The following is a 17,937-nucleotide window of genomic DNA, read 5'->3' as shown; positions in this document are numbered from 1 at the left end:
AAAAAACCCCGCATTAGCGGGGTTTTTTTTGTGTTTTGCTTAAGGCCTGAACGACAAGGCTTAGCGAATACCCATGCGGCGTAGCGCAGAAGTACTGAAGTCACTGCGCTCTGGCTCAATTTCGAAGTCCATGTAAGAGGACTCTTCATTGGCAAGACCAAGCACGATGTAACGACCAGAGTTCAGGTCATACAGTGCCTCAGCAGCCATCCATGGAGTATCGTGGTAGTAGAACTGAGTATTGTAAGCTTCAGCTACACGCCACAGTTCGCCACGGTTGTCGTAATGGTCGATGACGCTGGCTGTCCAGGTATCTTCGTCAATGAACATGTGACGGGTCTGGTAAATATGACGTTCGCCATCTTTCAGAGTCGCTTTCACTTCCCAGACGCGGTGTTTTTCATAGCGCACCAGATCCTGATCCATATGGCCAGGGTTGATGATGTCATCATAAGATAAGCTGGTGTCCATCAACTTGAAGTTGTTGTACGGGATATACATTTCACGTTTACCGACCAGCTCCCAGTTGTACTTGTTCGGTGCACCGTTAAACATGTCCAGGCCGTCTGATGTACGTAGGCCATCAGATGCTGTACCCGGGCCGTCGTAGGCAACATTAGGTGCGCGACGAACGCGACGTTGACCGGCATTATACAGCCATGCGCGACGACCTTCTTTTACCTGGTTGATGGTTTCATGAACCAACAGGACGGTACCGGTTTGACGCGCAGGAGCCAGAACTTCCTGCAAGAAATAGAACAGAATGTTGTCATCAGCCGCTTCACGACCACTTTTCATGTACTCAGGGAAAACCAAAGCTTCGCGCAGCAGTACTGGCACGAAATTGCCGTCTTCAAGCACCGGGAACTGGTTCACTAAGCGCTCCACCGCGCCACCGCGATAGCGGGTAATGTGGTTCCAGATCACTTCATTACCGTTCGCTGGGATAGGGAACGGGATATGCATTTTAAAGTCTTCCAGACCGTTACCACCGGCAACAAGCTCGGCGTTGACCGCGTTCTCTTTAATCACGTCGTACACTTCTTGTGGGTACGCTGCTGATCGGTGAGTCGGGTAGATGTTCATTTTGAAATCAGGATACTTTTTGAACATGGCAACCTGACCGGCAGAAAGCATGTCTTTGTGCTCATCCAGATTAGCACTGGTGATGGTGAACAGAATTTCATCATCTGCATAAGGGTCAGCAGGACGCTCTGGTGTAGCACCGTCAGCGTCTACACTATAGCCGCCAGTCCAGGCAGGTATTGAGCCATCGGCATTACCTGCCATCTCAGCACCTACCGGGGTTAAATCATTACCTAAGCGTGCAGCTTGTTCGGGTGGAACTTTCGCCATCACGCTTGCTGAAATCACAGATAGCGCGAAAACCCCAGCCTTCAGCATAATTTTATTCATGATTGAATTTCCTTGTTTGTTCTATGTACTTATACTTTACGTACTTTTACTTAAGGTAAACTTCGAAAGCTATAGTAACAAGAGTCTAAATTAATTCCCCGGCTGGTACTAGCGTTTGAAAACATCTCACGGTAAGGTAGCAGCTGGTTTGACCTGTACGAATTTTTCCATAGCATGTACGGCTTACGAAAAATTTGCAACAGTAAAGATAACAATTCTAAGACAGATAAAAAGCAAGAGGGTTCCATGATAAGAACTAGGGTCTGTGCAAGCGCAGTGGCTCTGGCGTTTAGTTTAACTGCTGCAGCGCAAGACGCGCCGGTTGACGACTATGACGTTATCTACGCTCCCGCGATGATTGCTCCAGAAGCGACGTCCGCGGTGTTGACAGAAATTACCAGCACGGCAGACCGCCAGGTAGCTGTGGGGGATTATGGTGTTGTTGTGACCCGCGAGCATGGCAGTGAAGCTTGGCAACAAGCTGACGTGCCAACCAGTGTGTTTCTTACCAGCGTGGATTTTGCCTCAGATTCTCTGGGTTGGGCTGTGGGTCACCATGGCGTAATTTTAAAAACCTCCGATGGTGGCTTGTCCTGGCAGCGCCAGTTAGATGGCTTTCAGTACATTGATCTGCAAGTCGCTTATTACCAGCAGCGTGTCAATGAACTTGAAGAAGAGCTTGCCAATGATGAGCTTGACGCTGATGCAGCCGCGGAATTGGAATTTTTGCTCGATGAAGCGCTTTTTCGTCTCGATAACGCCACGTTTGCCAAGGAAGAAGGGCCAACTAAACCTTTTCTGGACGTGCTGGCGTTATCAGCGGATGAGCTGCTAGTCAGTGGCGCTTATGGAGCACTCCTCTACAGTGCAGACGGCGGTGCCAGCTGGCAGATCTTTGACGAACGCATCGAGAATCCTGATGGCTTCCATTTGAATGCGATGCAACGTTCAGGCGAGACCCTGTTTCTTGCTGGCGAAGCAGGACAACTGTTTCGTAGCAACGATCGGGGCACCACCTGGGAAACCCTTGACTCACCTTATTACGGCTCGTTCTTTGGTATGTATGTGGATCAACAGGATCGGCTCTGGGTCTACGGTTTACGCGGTAATATTTTTGTCAGCGAAGACCAGGGCGATTCGTTTACTCAGCTGAAACTGGAAGATCCTGTCAATATTAATGCGGCGGTTAATGCCCCGGCAAACGGCTTGTATTTTGTCGGTAATGCAGGGGTGGTAGCTTATCTCTCAGAAAGCGGAGAGCTGACCGAGCAGACCCATAAAAGTGGCGCAGCGTTAACTGATCTTGTCATTAACGATGACGGTGATTTGACCCTGGTAGGTCAACGTGGCGTTCTGTCAATGCCAAGCTCTGCGCTAACCGAGAAGGAATAAGATCGCAATGTCTGAACAGCAGGTAGCAAAAACAACAGATAAGAGCGTTTTTCTCGAGCGCTTAATTTTCAATTTCCGTCCGCTTTGGGTCGTTCTGTTTGTGCTCTTGACGGTATTTCTGGGTTGGCATGCCAGTCAGGTACGCCCGGAAGCCAGTTTGACCAAGATGATTCCTACCAATCATCCCTTTATTCAAAATTACTTTGAGCATAGAGACGACCTGGCCAGTCTGGGCAATGTGGTGCGCATTGCAGTGGAAACCACTGACGACACCATTTTCACCGCAGATTTCCAGAAAACCCTGCAGGAAATCACCGATGAAGTCTTCTTTATTCCCGGCGTTGATCGCGCCGGGCTAAAGAGTCTATGGACGCCGAACGTGCGCTGGAGCGAAGTGACCGAAGAGGGTTTCGTCGGCGGACCGGTGATTCCAGACTCCTGGGATGCTTCGCAAGAGTCGCTTGAGCAACTGCGCACCAATGTTTTGCGCTCAGGCGAAGTAGGGAATCTGGTTGCCAACAATTTTAAATCGGCGCTGATTTATGTGCCGTTGAACGAAATCAATCCAGATACCGGTGAACCTCTGGATTATCAGGCTTTTTCGGAACGGCTCGAAGAGCAGGTGCGTGATAAATACCAATCTGACGATGTTAAAATTCACATCACCGGCTTTGCCAAAATCATTGGTGACCTGATCGATGGTGCAATGCAGGTCGGATTGTTCTTTTTGCTGGCGATTATCATTACCCTGGTCATGTTGTTTGCTTACAGCCGTTGCTGGCGCAGTTCCTTCGCGGTTCTGAGTTGCTCAATTATCGCGGTAGTCTGGCAACTGGGGATCATTAAACTGATCGGCAGCGGCATCAATCCTTATTCCATGCTGGTTCCATTCTTAGTTTTTGCGATTGGTGTCAGCCATGGGGTGCAGATCATCAATGCCATGAGCACCAACCGTGTCGAGGGACATGATCGGGTGATGTCTTCGCGACTCGCTTTTCGTGCGCTTTACATTGCAGGTCTCACTGCGCTGATTTCTGATGCCATTGGTTTTACCACACTGATGGTGATCGATATCGCAGTGATTCAGGAACTCGCCATTGCTGCCAGTATAGGTGTTGCGGTGGTGGTGCTGACCAATCTGGGTCTGTTGCCGATTCTCATGTCCTATACGGGCATTTCTGAACGCGGACGTAAGTATAGCGAGCGCGTGCGCGACCAGGACCATCCGGTGTTGACCTTGTTCGAACGCTTCTCAGAGCCTAAGTGGGCCTATAGTGCATTAGTTGTAGCGCTGATTGGCTTGACCTGGGGCTTGGTGCAGGGGCAACAGCTGAAAATTGGAGATCTGGATGCCGGTGCACCGGAATTACGGCCGGACAGCCGCTACAATCTCGATAATAAATTTATCGTGGATAATTACAGTTCCAGCACGGATATTTTCGTGGTGATGGCGGAGACCGAGCCGTCTCAGTGTATCGCTTATGACAATCTTGAAGTCATGGATCGCTTCAGCTGGCATATGGAAAATACGCCGGGCGTGCAGGATGTGAAATCTGTTGTGTATGTGGCAAAAATGGGAGCTTTTGGCCTTAACGAGGGCAACCTGAAGTGGTTTAGTCTGAATCGTAATCAGTATGTCCTGAACGCCAACACCGGGCGTACGCCACCGGGATTAATTAATCCTGACTGCTCGATGGCACCGATCATTATTTATCTCAATGATCACAAAGCGGAAACTCTGAAAACCGTTGTTAATGCTGTCGAGACCTTCAACGCGAACTATCAGCAGGAGGGACTGGAACTGCTGATGGCAGCCGGTAACTCAGGTATTGAGGCTGCCACCAACGCTGTTATTGAAGACGCTCAGTACAAAATGCTGCTTTGGGTTTATGGCGTGGTTATCGTCCTGGTCTTCATTACCTTCCGTAGTTTCCGTACGGTCGCCTGTATCGTTTTACCATTGGCGTTGACGACGGTGATGAGTCAGGGACTGATGGCAACCTTAGGGATTGGCGTGAAAGTCGCGACGCTACCTGTCATTGCGCTGGGTGTCGGTATCGGGGTCGACTACGGTATTTACATTTATACCAAGATGAAAGAGGGCCTCGATCGCGGTATGCACCTCAATGAGTGTTACAAGTATGCGCTGGATAATACCGGTAAGGCGGTTGGATTTACGGGGTTAACCCTGGCCATCGGCGTCGCCACCTGGATCTTCTCACCGATTAAGTTCCAGGCGGATATGGGCATACTGCTGACCTTCATGTTCATCTGGAACATGCTGGGTGCGCTCATCTTAATTCCTGCTCTGGCACGCTTGTTTGCGCGCTTTGGCAAAGCGATTCCCTAAACTTCACTGATGAATCAGGTGCCGGCCTTACGTGCCGGCAAGGACGAAGTCGGCACCTGCATCAGCTATCACCATGGTCGGTGCATTGGTATTGCCACTTATTACCGTTGGCATAATTGACGCGTCAATCACGCGTAACCCTTCCACGCCACGCACCCGCAGCTGTTCATCCACCACTGAATCGCCATCTTTACCCATACGACACGTGCTGGTGGGGTGGTAAATCAAACCACAATGTTTTTTGAGTCGGGTCAGTAGCTCTTCTTCGCTGCGCGTTGAACCGGGCAAAATTTCGCCGCCATTGTGTTCAGCCATGGCCGGCTGCGCCATGATTTCACGGATCTGCTGGATACCAGCCAGCAGTACCTTGATATCGTCCTGCTGCCGCAGAAAGTCATAAGTAAAGCCCGGCGCTTGACGTACATCATTGCTGTGCAAAAACAGCCGTCCGCGGGTCTGTGGCCTTAATACGCAGGCGTGACAAGCAAAGCCATGGCCGAAAGCCGTGCGCAGATCATACCCGCTATCATCGAATCGGGTCGGCACCAGGTGCAGCTGAATGTCCGGAGTGGTCACTGCGCTGGAACTGCGGATAAAGCCACCCACTTCAGCGGGTGGGTGCGCCATAGCACCATCGCGCGTGCGCCAGTAGCGTAACGCTTGTCCGCCGAGTTTCAACAGACCCTTCGGGCCCAGGCTGATGCCGTCTTTCTGGCGGTTGCGATAATGCACCAGTATATCGGCGTGTTCCTGCAAATTCGCCCCGACATCACTGCTGTCCACGATGGGGACTATGCCATGGCGATGGAGCTCGTCGGCAGGGCCAATGCCCGACAGCATCAACAGTTGCGGCGAATGGAAAGCGCCGGCACTGAGGATGACTTCGCGCTTTGCAGCAATAAATTCATGGCTGCTGCGACCGGTACGGATCAGGACTCCCGTTGCACGCTGGCGGTGGATGACCACGCGCTCGACCTGGGCTCCGGTAACAATAGTCAGGTTGTCGCGCCTCCGAGCGGGTTCAAGGAAGGCGCGGCGGGTACCGAAGCGTTCACCTTTGTGCAGGGTGAACTGGAAGGCGCCAACGCCATACAGCTCGGCGCCATTAAAGTCGTGATTATGCGGGAGTCCGGCTTGTACGCCGGCCTCGATAAATTTTTTGGATACTCTGTAGTAAGGTTCGATATCGCTGACATGCAGTGGCCCCTGATCACCATGGTAGGCGTTGGCACCACGCTGGTTGTTCTCCAGAGCGCGAAAACGCGGCAGCAACGCGTCCCAATGCCAATCGCTGCTACTGACCTGCGCCCAGCTGTTATAGTCACTGGGAGCGCCACGGGTGTAGATCATCGCATTAATGGCACTACTGCCGCCAAGACCTTTGCCACGTGGGGTATAAAGTCCTTTCCCCTCGCGCAAACCGGGATCTTCGCTACGCAACTTCCAGTTGAGGCCGCTATGATGCAACAGGGCGGCCACGCCGCCAGGCATAGTGGAGAGCAGCGAAGTTCCCGCGCCACCTGCTTCAAGCAGGGCAACCCGGAAGCGACCGCAACGGGACAGCTTCTCGGCCAGCACGCAGCCGGCAGAACCGCCGCCGACAATCACATAATCAAAACTCCGCGCGTTTTCAGATGCTTTGGACATAGTTATAGAGGTCTTTGAGTAAGCGCTGTTTGCCTGTGTTATCTGCATTTAAACTGGCACTTTGTTCCAGCTCAAGCATAAATTGTTCGGCAGACAGACCTTTGGGCAGGGGTTCCAGCAGGCGTTGCTGACAGAACTGCCGCCAGCGTTGCAGTTCTGCATCGGAAAGTGTATTTGGAAAATTGCGGGCACGATAGCGAAACAGCATTTCGGGTAACCGCGGGTCACTGAATTTGACATCTAACGCAGCGAGCTGCTCCGGTTCACTGGCACGAATAATCGCCATTGCGGAACGGTCCTGATCACTAAAAAACGCTCCGGAATAAAGCTGCGTCTCAGGATCGCCAGGCAGTTCGTCTTTAGCCGTGAAGCCGGTAGAATTGACTAGCCGCTCGCGCAGTTCAGGTTGCTGTTGCAACCATTCTGCGCGGGCTAACATTTCTTCTAAAGGGAACTGCCAGCGCTGCTGGACCTCGGCGGTGATCACGCTACGCGGTGCGAGAAACGGGCAGCGGTTTAATTGCAGCTGCTGGGCGCCGAACACGCCCCAACCCAATGCCTCGCGCTGGTCGCGCTTGGCGAAGCGGCGCTCCTGCAACTGGTCATCGCTCAGTTCGGTTAATTCGCGTGGGTCCTCGCGTAAGTTCCAGTACACCAGCGCGTTTGGGTTATCGTCTTTATAGCCAAGTGGCATGATCAACGATAAATAACCATTATTAGCGCCATAAAAACCGGCGACATGAGCGAGTGGAGTGAATTTGACCAGATCCACCAGGGGTTTTAGCGTCTGCTTGCGGCGAATTGAGTAGGCGTACTCAAACAGCTTGGGTTGGCTTTGTTTCAAGAGTTTGGCTATCGCGATGGTGGCGTGAACATCGGCCATAGCATCATGCGCCTGGCCATGCTCAATACCATTTGCTTTGGTGAGATGCTCCAGTCGCATACTGACTTGTCCGGCTTCATTTTCAGGCCAGACCACGCCCTCTGGTCGCAGCGCGTAACACGCCCGGACCACATCAATTAAGTCCCAGCGAGAATTATTGTGTTGCCAGGTGTGCGCGTAGGGGTCGATGAAATTGCGGTAGAACAGGTGACGGGTCACCTCGTCGTCAAAGGAAACTGAGTTATACCCCACGATAGTGGTATTGGGTTGACTCATCTGCTCCAGGATTTTACCAGCGAAGCTGGTTTCGTTCATACCCTGAGCCAATGCGTGCTGCGGCGTGATTCCGGTAATCAGCACGGCTTCAGGATGGGGTAAAAAATCCGGTGTTGGCTGACTGTAAATGGTCAGCGGGCGTTGTACTGGCTCGAAATCAAGGTTTGTTCGCAGTCCAGCGAATTGCGCAGGGCGGTCAACTTGTGGGTTGGCACCCCAGGTTTCGTAGTCGTGCCAGTAAAAGCTTGCTTCGCTCATCGTGTACTCATGTCTAGGGAAACTGTGGAAAAGAAAACTGAAATTCAGACTACCTGATTGCGGTAGCTGCCGCAATTGCTGCGCTCGAGTGCATGATTTTAACTAGTAGTTGGCGCGCGCTCATGGCAGGATAATTAACGATGCTTTATTTCCCGAAAATGTACCTGAAAGGTACGCATGTAACTGAGCACGCAGTAGCTTATTAAAATTAAACCAAAAGGTAGCGATATGACGAAGCTCTCCGTATTTGCCGCAGCACTTGTTGCTGTAAGTGCCACTTTAAGCGCAGCACAACCTGTGTATGCAGCTGGCAGCACCGACACCGATCATGATAACCAGTTTGCCATTGCCATCCATGGCGGGGCAGGAACCATTACCCGGGCGAACCTCAGTGATGAGCAGGAAGCAGCCTATAAAGCTAAGCTGACAGAAGCTCTGAATGCCGGCCATACTATTCTTGCTGAAGGTGGAACCAGCATGGATGCGGTCATAGCTGCCGTGCAGATTATGGAAGATTCGCCACTGTTTAACTCCGGGCGCGGCGCTGTGTACACCTTCGACGGTGAGCATGAGCTTGATGCCTCAATTATGGACGGCAAAACTCTGGAAGCTGGCGCGGTTGCCGGCGTCAAAACCATCAAAAGCCCAATCGCTCTGGCCCGCAAGGTGATGGAAAACTCTGTGCACGTGATGTTAAGTGGCGAAGGTGCTGAACAGTTCGCGAGCGAGCAGGGACTGGAACGTGTCAGCAATGACTACTTTGATACTGAGCACCGCTATGAACAATTAGAGCAGGCGCGTGAGCGTCTAGGTGTGGCGGACAAGCAAGCTTATCTGGATCTGGATGATAAATACAAATACGGTACTGTCGGTGCGGTAGCCGTTGATAAGCATGGCAATCTGAGCGCGGCAACCTCGACCGGGGGCATGACCGCGAAGCGCTATGGCCGGATTGGTGATTCGCCTATCATTGGTGCCGGCACCTGGGCGGATAACGCCAGCTGCGCAGTCTCAGCAACCGGACATGGCGAGTACTTTATCCGCTACCACGTTGCCGCAGATATCTGCAGTCGCGTGAAATATCTTGGCGATTCCGTTGAGGAAGCCGGTGATACAGTGATTCATGATGTCTTGCTGCCAGCTGGTGGCACCGGTGGCGTGATTATTGTTGATGCCAAAGGTAACGTGCACATGCCATTTAATACGGAAGGTATGTACCGGGCCAGCCGTGTCGGTGACGGCGAAACTGAAGTTGCGATTTACAAGGATTGACTATAATTACGATAGGACATGTAGTTACACGCAAGCGAGGTGGTTATGCAGTCGATGAAAGTGGTTGAGTTCATGAATCGCAATCCGGCCGTATTTACTGCGGATATGCCGATTGAAGCAGTGGTGGAACGGTTGTTAAAGAGCCGTCAACGCGGCGGTCCAGTGGTGGATGATGAACGCCGTGTCATCGGTTTTATCTCTGAACAAGACTGCCTCGCTGCTATGCTACGTGATACCTATCATAAGGAGCAATCGGCGAACGTCAGTGATTGCATGTTCAGTGGCGAGGTCTTGTGTGTCTTCGCCGGTGATTCTATTACTGACGTTGCGCAACGTATGGATCTGAGGAAGCCCAAAATCTACCCGGTGCTCGACGACGATAACCGGCAACTGGTGGGGCTCATTACCCGTACTGATGTTTTGGCCGCTATTGACGGCTATTTTCGAGATTCCTATCGCCGGCGTTAACAAGCCGGCGCTTCACTGTTAAACTCTAGCCTTTCCGCTGATGTAAATGCAGGACAGGGCGTGCAGACGACGATTCATTTCCCCGCCGACTTACCGGTCGTGCAAGCAAAAACCGAGATCCAGAACGCCATTCGTAACCACCAGGTGGTTATCGTCGCTGGCGAGACGGGCTCAGGTAAAACCACGCAGTTACCGAAAATGTTGCTGGAACTTGGTTATGGCCGCCAGCATGAGGGGACCTTGATCGGTCACACGCAGCCACGTCGACTGGCAGCGCGTAGCGTAGCGCAGCGCATTGCCGATGAGTTGCAGACGCCCTTGGGTGAAAAAGTGGGATATAAAGTTCGCTTTCAGGACCAGACCGCACCCACGACCTCAATTAAGCTGGTGACCGACGGTATGCTGCTGGCGGAGTTACAAAACGATCGCCTGTTGCGCAAGTACGACGCGCTGATTATCGACGAGGCCCATGAACGTAGTCTGAACATTGATTTTATGCTCGGCGTGCTGGCGAGTCTGCTGCCGAAACGCCCAGATCTTAAGCTGGTCATTACCTCTGCGACCATAGAAACCGAACGCTTTTCGAAGCACTTTAATAACGCCCCGGTGATTTCCGTAAGCGGGCGCACCTATCCTGTCGAGACGCGTTATCGACCACTGGAAGGAGAGGACGATAGTGGTGATGTGATTCAGGGCGTGTGTGACGCGGTTCAAGAGCTGTATCGTGAACCCTCTGGCGACATTCTGGTGTTTGGTTCTGGTGAACGGGAGATCCGCGATTTCGCAGAAGCACTGAATGAACTGGATTTACCCAATACCGAACTGCTGCCGTTATTCGCGAGGTTGTCCGCCAATGAACAAAACCGCGTGTTTCAAAGTCATGGCCAGCGCCGCATCGTCATTGCCACCAATGTTGCCGAAACCTCACTGACCGTGCCGGGTATTCGCTATGTCATTGATCCCGGGACCGCACGCATCAGCCGCTACAGTTACCGCACCAAAGTGCAACGCCTGCCGATTGAGAAAATCTCTCAGGCCAGTGCCAACCAGCGTTTAGGTCGTTGTGGTCGGGTGGCACCGGGTATCTGTATCCGTTTGTACAGTGAAGAAGACTTCCTGCAACGGCCCGAGTACACCGAACCAGAAATATTAAGAACTAATCTGGCTGCGGTGATTCTGCAGATGACGTCGGCGCGGCTCGGTGATATCCGCAAGTTTCCCTTTATTGATCGGCCCGATGAGCGCTTTGTCAAAGATGGCATGAATCTGCTGCAGGAACTGCATGCCCTGCAGCCGGGCAAAACTAAGCGGCGTAAAAAAGGGCAGCCCTCAGGACCACAGTTAACTGCACTAGGTCGGCAGTTGGCCCAACTGCCGATTGACCCGCGGCTGGCGCGCATGGTGCTGGCAGCGAATGAATTTGGCTGCATTCAGGAAGTGATGGTGATTACCGCGGCCTTAAGTATCCAGGATCCGCGTGAACGGCCACAAGAAGCCAGGCAAAAGGCGGATGAATTACACCAGCGCTTTCACGATAAGGATTCCGATTTTAATGGTTACCTGAATTTGTGGAATTATTTGCAGGAACGACAGCGAGAGCTGTCCAAGAGCCAGTTCCGTAAGCAACTGAAATCTGAATTTATCCACTTTTTGCGGGTTCGCGAATGGCAGGATGTTTACAGTCAGATCCGCCAGACCGTGCGTGGCCTAGGGTACAAAATAAATCAAGAACAGGCCAGTTTTGAAGCGGTGCATCGTGCTCTCTTAACCGGTTTACTGTCCCATCTTGGTAATAAGCAGGAAGGCCACGAGTTTTTAGGTGCGCGGAACCGTAAATTTTACGTCTTTCCAGGCTCTGGCCTGTTTAAGAAGCCACCGAAATGGCTGATGGCTGCGGAGCTGGTGGAAACCAGTCGTTTATTTGCCCGGGTGAATGCGCGGATTGAGCCGGAGTGGATTGAACCTGCTGCCCGGCACCTGGTGAAACACAACTATTTTGAACCGCATTTTTCGAAAAAGTCAGGTTCAGTGGTCGCTGATGAGCAAGTCACCTTGTATGGTCTCATCATCGTGCCGCGGCGCCGGGTTCAATATGGTCCCGTAGACCCGGTAACGGCCCGGGAAATCTTTATTCGCGATGGCTTAGTTTCGGGCGCACTGAAACGGCAATTGCCTTTCATTCGTCATAACCTGGCCTTAATTGAAGACATCCGTGAGCTGGAAGATAAATCCAGGCGCCGTGATATTCTGGTGGACGACGAAGCATTGTTTCACGCCTATGAAGCGCAAGTACCTGCCGGAATCTACAATGAACAGTTGCTTGCCGGTTGGTGGCATAAGGCAGCCAAACAGGATCCAAAACTACTGTATTTTGACCGCGGCGACTTGATGGCGCAGGACGCGGGCCACGTGACCGAGCTGGATTACCCCGATACCTGGCAACAAGGCGACGTCACCTTACCTTTGAGCTATCACTTTGAACCCAATGACCCTATTGATGGGGTCGCTGTGCATGTACCTTTAACCTTGGTGAATCAACTGCAACCGCAGGGGTTCGATTGGCAGGTACCGGCACTACGTGAGCAACTGGTGGTGCATTGGATAAAATCTTTACCTAAAAGCTGGCGGCGTCATTTTGTGCCGGCACCGAATTACGCGCAGGCGTTTTTGCAAAGCTGTGCTGAAGAAAAAGACCCCGAGGCGCTACTGAAGCGTCCTTTGCTTGAAGTTCTGACCGAGAAGTTACGGCGCATGAGTGGAGTCACGGTACCGGCAGATGCCTGGGATGCTGCACAGCTTCCGGATTATCTCAAGTTACGTTTTGTCATCGAAGATGAAAAAGGAAACTCCGTTGCTGACGGTCGTGATTTGCTGGCTTTGCAACAGCGCTTACAGGGTAAAGTTCAACATGCCTTACGGGAGGCCGTTGCGGAGCAACCTGCCGCGCGGGCAGTCACAGACTGGCAATTTGGAACTATGCCAGAGCTGCGCGAGCGCCAGCATCGGGGCTATTCTGTCAAAGCTTATCCGGCACTTGAAGTGAGCAAAGAGGGCGTTCGCGAAACTCTTTTTGACAAGCCGGAACAGGCACAGTATTCGCACCAGCTGGCCCTGCGTAAGCTGTTGCAGTTGCAGTTACCGTCGCCAGTCCGCTACCTGCAGCAGAGCCTGTCGAACAAGGCCAAGCTGGCCATGTATTACAATCCCTGGGGCAAGGTCGACGCGCTTATTGAAGACTGCATTGTTGCGGCTCTGGATGAATTTATTGTTGCTCAACCCATCCGTAATGAAACAGCGTTCCGCCAGGTAGTAGAGCTGGCCCGTAGCGAGCTGAATGAACGTGTGACAGCGATTGCACGCCAGGTGGAGCCTTGTTTGGTGCGCTCGCAGAAGATTCGTAAGCAATTGAAAGGGTCCGTGGCCCTTGACCAAATTCAGGCCCACGCAGACATTAAAGAGCAACTGGATGAACTGGTGTACCCAGGCTTTGTCAGCGCCGCCGGAGCACAACGATTGGCGGACATTGAGCGCTACTTGAAAGCCATTGAGCAACGGCTGGAGAAATTGCCAGTGGATCCGAATCGGGATCGTCTGCATTTGCTTACCTTGCAAAAGCTAACCGCAGCCTACAAAGAACTGAAAGCCAAGTGGCCTAAAGGACAGTCCTTGCCGGAGCCTTTGGTAGAATTACGTTGGATGCTGGAGGAGTTGCGGGTAAGTTTCTTTGCCCAGAAACTAGGAACCCGCTATCCGATATCGGAAAAGCGGGTTCAACAAGCACTTGCCGCGCTGAAAACTTAGGCTGCGTAAAGGTCTAAGTTTTCGCGTGCGTAAGCTTCAAACTCTGTGCAGCCACCGATGTGTTTTTCATCGATAAAGATCTGCGGCACGGTCAACACCGGTGCACCAACGGTTTTTTCCAGATCAGCTTTGCTGATACCTTCTTCGTGCATGTCGATGTAACGAAATTCAAAATCGTCACGATCTTCAACCAGTTTTTCTGCAATTTGCTTGGCACGGACACAGAAAGGGCAGCCAGGACGGCCAAAAATTACTGTAAACATGTTTACTCCCACATAGTTTAATCATTTAACTTGGCACTATTTTGCCTGAGAAGTGCGCTGATGGCCAATGATCGTGCTCTATCGGGGTAATCGATTGAAGCGATTAGTGGTCGATATCTAAATCGGAGGTAGGGACACAGCAGCACGCCAGACAATCTCCCGGGCGCACAATGGCCAGAGGCTCGTTAATGTAGGCGATAGTACCTGTCTTGACCTGGGTACGGCAGGCACCGCAAAATCCGTCGCGACAGTGATAGCGGGTTTCGATACCAGCGGCCTCCATCGCTTCCAGCAAAGAAGAGCCTTCCGATGGGTCAACGGTCAGCTCGTGCTGACCGTTGACGCGGACTTTGAAGGTGTTGCTCATAGCAGTTACAGCTCGAAATCCCCTAAATCAGATGCGCTCACGGAGCTATCGATTTGGCCAACTAAGTACGAGGTGATTTCTGCTTCCTGCGGTGCAACCTGGACGTTGTCAGAGACAAGATATTTGTTCATCCAGGGCAACGGATTATTACGTTGCTTGAAAGGTGCGTCAAAACCAATGGCTTCCATGCGCATGTTCGCGATGTACTCCACATACTGGCAAAGGATTTCTTCGTTCAGACCTATCATTGAACCGTGCTGGAACAAATAATGCGCCCATTCTTTTTCCTGTTCGACGGCCTTCATAAAGATTGCCAGAGCTTCGTCCCGCAGTTCTTCAGCGATTTCCTTCATTTCAGGGTCATCTTTACCGTACTGCCACAAGTTCAGGATGTTCTGAGTAGAGACCAGATGCAGGTTCTCATCACGGGCGATCAGGCGGATGATTTTCGAATTACCTTCCATCAAATCACGTTCTGCGAAGGCAAAGGTGCAGGCAAAACTGACGTAAAAGCGAATCGCTTCCAGCGCGTTTACAGAGTTGATGCAAAGAAACAGCTTCTTTTTCAGCTCGCGCATGGTGACATTATGAACTTCGCCGTCAACTTCAATTTCACCTTCGCCATGGGTTTGCCACAGCTGCGTGTAGAAAATAAGGTCGTCGTAATATTTGGAGATATCGTTGGCACGCTTCTGGATCTCTTCGTTAATGACGATATCTTCAAACACCTGACTCGGATCGGTAAACAGGTTACGCAAGATGTGCGTATACGAGCGCGAGTGGATCGTCTCAAAGAACGACCAGGTTTCAATCCAGGTTTCCAGCTCCGGGATGGAGACAATAGGGAGCAGGGCGATGTTGGGACTCCGGCCCTGAACAGAATCCAGCAAGGTCTGATATTTCAGATTTGAAATGAAAATGTGTTTTTCACTTTCGGTCAGGTTCTGAAAGTCGACCCGGTCGCGACTCACGTCAACTTCTTCCGGACGCCAGAAAAAGCTGATTTGTTTCTCGATGAGTTTTTCAAAAACACTATGTTTTTGCTGATCATAACGCGCTACGTTGACCGAATTTCCGAAGAACATCGGTTCCTGCAACGGATTAATCTGGTTCTTGTTAAACGTCGAATAACTCATTAATTTAGCGCCTTGTTATTAGATTTTACATGCACCGCCGGCACAGTCGTCATCTTCTTCTTCAATGACGTCTACCGTTGCTTGCTGATTTTCCTGCTCACGTTGCTTGGCATCAATTTTGTCGCGTAAATCGACCTGGTTGTCCGAGGCACCGTCACGGGTGTTGTGATAGTACAAGGTCTTCACACCGAGCTTGTATGCATAAAGTAAATCTTGCAGCAGCTGTTTCATGGAAACTTTGCCGCCTTCAAACTTGCTGGGGTCGTAGTTGGTGTTTGCCGAGATGGTTTGGTCGACAAACTTCTGCATGATCCCTACCAGTTCCAAATAGCCTTTGTTATTTGGAATGGTCCACAACAGTTCGTAAGCGTCTTTCAGGTTTTCATAATCAGGTACGACTTGCTTGGTCACACCATCTTTCGATGCTTTAATACTGATATGGCCACGCGGTGGTTCAATACCATTGGTCGCATTGGAAATCTGTGACGATGTTTCTGACGGCATTAAAGCTGACAGAGTCGAGTTACGCATACCGTATTGTTTGACGTCCGCGCGTAACTTATCCCAGTCCAACTGGAGACCTTCTGAACACACCGCGTCTAAATCTTTTTTGTAGGTGTCAATTGGCATGACGCCTTGAGAATAAGTGGTCTCGTTAAATTTAGGGCAAGCACCCATTTCTTTGGCGAGATTGACTGACGCTTTCATCAAATAGTACTGAATGGCTTCAAAAGTACGATGCACCAGGCCATTGGCAGAACCGTCTGAGTAGCGGACACCGTTTTTCGCCAGGTAGTAGGCGAAGTTGATGACGCCGATGCCCAGAGTACGTCGTCCCATGGTCGCGTTGCGTGCCGCAGGTACCGGGTACTCCTGATAATCCAATAAACTATCGAGCGCACGAACGGCTAAATCAGCCAGTTCTTCAAGATCGTCAAGCGACTTGATGGCGCCGAGGTTGAAGGCGGACAGCGTGCACAGTGCGATTTCACCTTCCTCATCGTTAACATGAGCCAGCGGCTTGGTTGGCAAGGCAATTTCTAAACACAAGTTGCTCTGACGAATGGGGGCAACCTTAGGGTCGAACGGGCTGTGGGTGTTGCAGTGGTCCACGTTTTGCAGGTAAATACGGCCGGTACTGGCACGCTCCTGCATAAACAAACCAAACAACTCCAGTGCTTTGATACGTTTTTTACGAATCGAATCATCGTTTTCATATTGCACGTACAAGCGCTCGAACTCCGCCTGATCAGCAAAGAAAGCATCATACAGACCCGGGGTATCCGAGGGGCTGAACAGAGTGATGTAATCGTCTTTGACCAGTCGGGTATACATCAGGCGGTTAAATTGAACCCCGTAATCCAGATGGCGGACGCGGTTTTCTTCTACGCCACGGTTGTTTTTCAGAACCAGCAAACTTTCAACCTCAAGATGCCAAAGCGGGTAAAAGAGGGTGGCTGCGCCGCCTCGAACACCGCCTTGCGAGCAGCTTTTCACCGCTGTCTGGAAATATTTATAGAACGGGATGCAACCTGTATGGAAAGCCTCTCCACCACGAATCGGGCTGCCTAAGGCGCGGATGCGGCCGGCATTCACACCGATCCCAGCGCGCTGTGACACATACTTAACGATGGCACTCGCTGTGGCGTTAATGGAATCGAGGCTATCACCGGCTTCAATCAACACACAGGAGCTGAACTGACGAGTGGGTGTGCGTACGCCTGACATGATCGGCGTCGGCAATGAAATCTTAAATAACGACGTCGCGTCGTAAAAACGCTTCACGTATTCCAGGCGCGTGTCTTTTGGGTAGTTTGCGAACAGACAAGCTGCCACCAGAACATACAAAAACTGCGCACTTTCAAAGATTTCACCGGTCACCCGGTTTTGCACCAGGTACTTGCCTTCAAGCTGCTTGATTGCTGCGTAAGAGAAATTGAGGTCACGTGAATGATCGATAAACGAATTCATTTGCTCGAAGTCTTCTTTACTGTAATCGCTTAGTAAATGCTCATCGTAATGGCCACTGTTCACCATCGATGTGACCTGGTCATACAGGTGGGGCGGCTCAAATTCACCGTAAGCAAGTTTGCGCAGATGGAATACCGCGAGGCGGGCAGCCAGATACTGGTAGTCCGGAGCGTCTTCAGAAATCAAATCTGCAGCAGCTTTAATGATGGTTTCGTGAATGTCTTCGGTCTTGATGCCATCGTAGAATTGAATACGTGACTTGATTTCGACTTCAGAAACAGACACGTTATCAAGGCCTTCAGCAGCCCAACTGATCACGCGATGGATTTTATCCAAATCCAGCGGTTCCCGTTCACCACTACGCTTGGTAACAAAAAGCTTTTGATTCATGCGGCGCACCCACCAATTTTATCGTTATGTTTTTAGTTGCAAACCAC

Annotated in this window: 12 protein-coding genes; 5 read left to right on the top strand and 7 right to left on the bottom strand. The window is 51.3% G+C overall.

What is annotated here, in order from left to right:
* Positions 1-60: 60 nt before the first annotated feature.
* Complete coding sequence (locus tag J6J28_RS06050; protein ID WP_301720432.1) at positions 61-1,416, bottom strand: DUF1329 domain-containing protein; 1,356 nt, start codon at positions 1,414-1,416, stop codon at positions 61-63.
* A gap of 246 nt (positions 1,417-1,662) precedes the next feature.
* Here J6J28_RS06050 and J6J28_RS06045 point away from each other — a divergent pair, with 246 nt between their 5' ends.
* Positions 1,663-2,808: a sialidase family protein gene (locus tag J6J28_RS06045; protein ID WP_301720430.1), complete on the top strand. Its 1,146-nt coding sequence runs from the start codon at positions 1,663-1,665 to the stop codon at positions 2,806-2,808.
* A gap of 7 nt (positions 2,809-2,815) precedes the next feature.
* Positions 2,816-5,158, top strand: coding sequence for an efflux RND transporter permease subunit (locus tag J6J28_RS06040; RefSeq protein ID WP_301720429.1), 2,343 nt, complete (start codon positions 2,816-2,818; stop codon positions 5,156-5,158).
* 27 nt (positions 5,159-5,185) lie between these two features.
* On the opposite strand, the gene J6J28_RS06035 is transcribed toward J6J28_RS06040, so the two are convergent.
* Both J6J28_RS06035 and sbcB read right to left on the bottom strand, forming a co-directional pair.
* A complete protein-coding gene (locus J6J28_RS06035) occupies positions 5,186-6,805 on the bottom strand; it encodes a GMC family oxidoreductase (protein WP_301720428.1) in 1,620 nt (539 codons plus the stop codon).
* Entirely contained in the window at positions 6,789-8,222 is a 1,434-nt protein-coding gene (gene sbcB, locus J6J28_RS06030) for an exodeoxyribonuclease I (RefSeq protein ID WP_301720427.1), read from the bottom strand. Before sbcB ends, J6J28_RS06035 begins: the two co-directional genes overlap by 17 nt.
* Before the next feature lie 228 nt (positions 8,223-8,450).
* On the opposite strand from sbcB, the gene J6J28_RS06025 reads away from it, so the two are divergent.
* From J6J28_RS06025 to hrpA, 3 genes are read left to right on the top strand one after another with little or no spacing between them, the layout of a single operon-like run.
* Positions 8,451-9,494: an isoaspartyl peptidase/L-asparaginase family protein gene (locus J6J28_RS06025; protein ID WP_301720426.1), complete on the top strand. Its 1,044-nt coding sequence runs from the start codon at positions 8,451-8,453 to the stop codon at positions 9,492-9,494.
* A 45-nt stretch (positions 9,495-9,539) separates the two neighbouring features.
* Positions 9,540-9,962 (top strand): CBS domain-containing protein, encoded by a 423-nt coding sequence (locus J6J28_RS06020; protein ID WP_301720425.1) that lies wholly within the window; start codon positions 9,540-9,542, stop codon positions 9,960-9,962.
* Positions 9,963-9,977: 15 nt separating this feature from the next.
* Positions 9,978-13,763: an ATP-dependent RNA helicase HrpA gene (gene hrpA / locus J6J28_RS06015; protein WP_301720812.1), complete on the top strand. Its 3,786-nt coding sequence runs from the start codon at positions 9,978-9,980 to the stop codon at positions 13,761-13,763.
* Here the strand turns inward: hrpA and J6J28_RS06010 are convergent.
* The 4 genes from J6J28_RS06010 to nrdA form a co-directional block, all read right to left on the bottom strand.
* Positions 13,760-14,026: a GrxA family glutaredoxin gene (locus J6J28_RS06010; protein WP_301720424.1), complete on the bottom strand. Its 267-nt coding sequence runs from the start codon at positions 14,024-14,026 to the stop codon at positions 13,760-13,762. The two genes, hrpA and J6J28_RS06010, sit on opposite strands and share 4 nt — an antisense overlap.
* Before the next feature lie 103 nt (positions 14,027-14,129).
* A complete protein-coding gene (gene yfaE, locus J6J28_RS06005; RefSeq protein WP_301720423.1) occupies positions 14,130-14,393 on the bottom strand; it encodes a class I ribonucleotide reductase maintenance protein YfaE in 264 nt (87 codons plus the stop codon).
* A gap of 5 nt (positions 14,394-14,398) precedes the next feature.
* Positions 14,399-15,529 (bottom strand): class Ia ribonucleoside-diphosphate reductase subunit beta, encoded by a 1,131-nt coding sequence (gene nrdB, locus J6J28_RS06000; RefSeq protein WP_301720422.1) that lies wholly within the window; start codon positions 15,527-15,529, stop codon positions 14,399-14,401.
* A gap of 18 nt (positions 15,530-15,547) precedes the next feature.
* Positions 15,548-17,890: a class 1a ribonucleoside-diphosphate reductase subunit alpha gene (gene nrdA / locus J6J28_RS05995; protein ID WP_301720421.1), complete on the bottom strand. Its 2,343-nt coding sequence runs from the start codon at positions 17,888-17,890 to the stop codon at positions 15,548-15,550.
* Positions 17,891-17,937: the final 47 nt, after the last annotated feature.

Source organism: Pseudidiomarina terrestris (assembly GCF_030466375.1).
GTDB lineage: Bacteria > Pseudomonadota > Gammaproteobacteria > Enterobacterales > Alteromonadaceae > Pseudidiomarina > Pseudidiomarina terrestris.
Note: the sequence above shows the minus strand (reverse complement) of the source record. Positions and strands in the feature narration are given on the sequence as shown.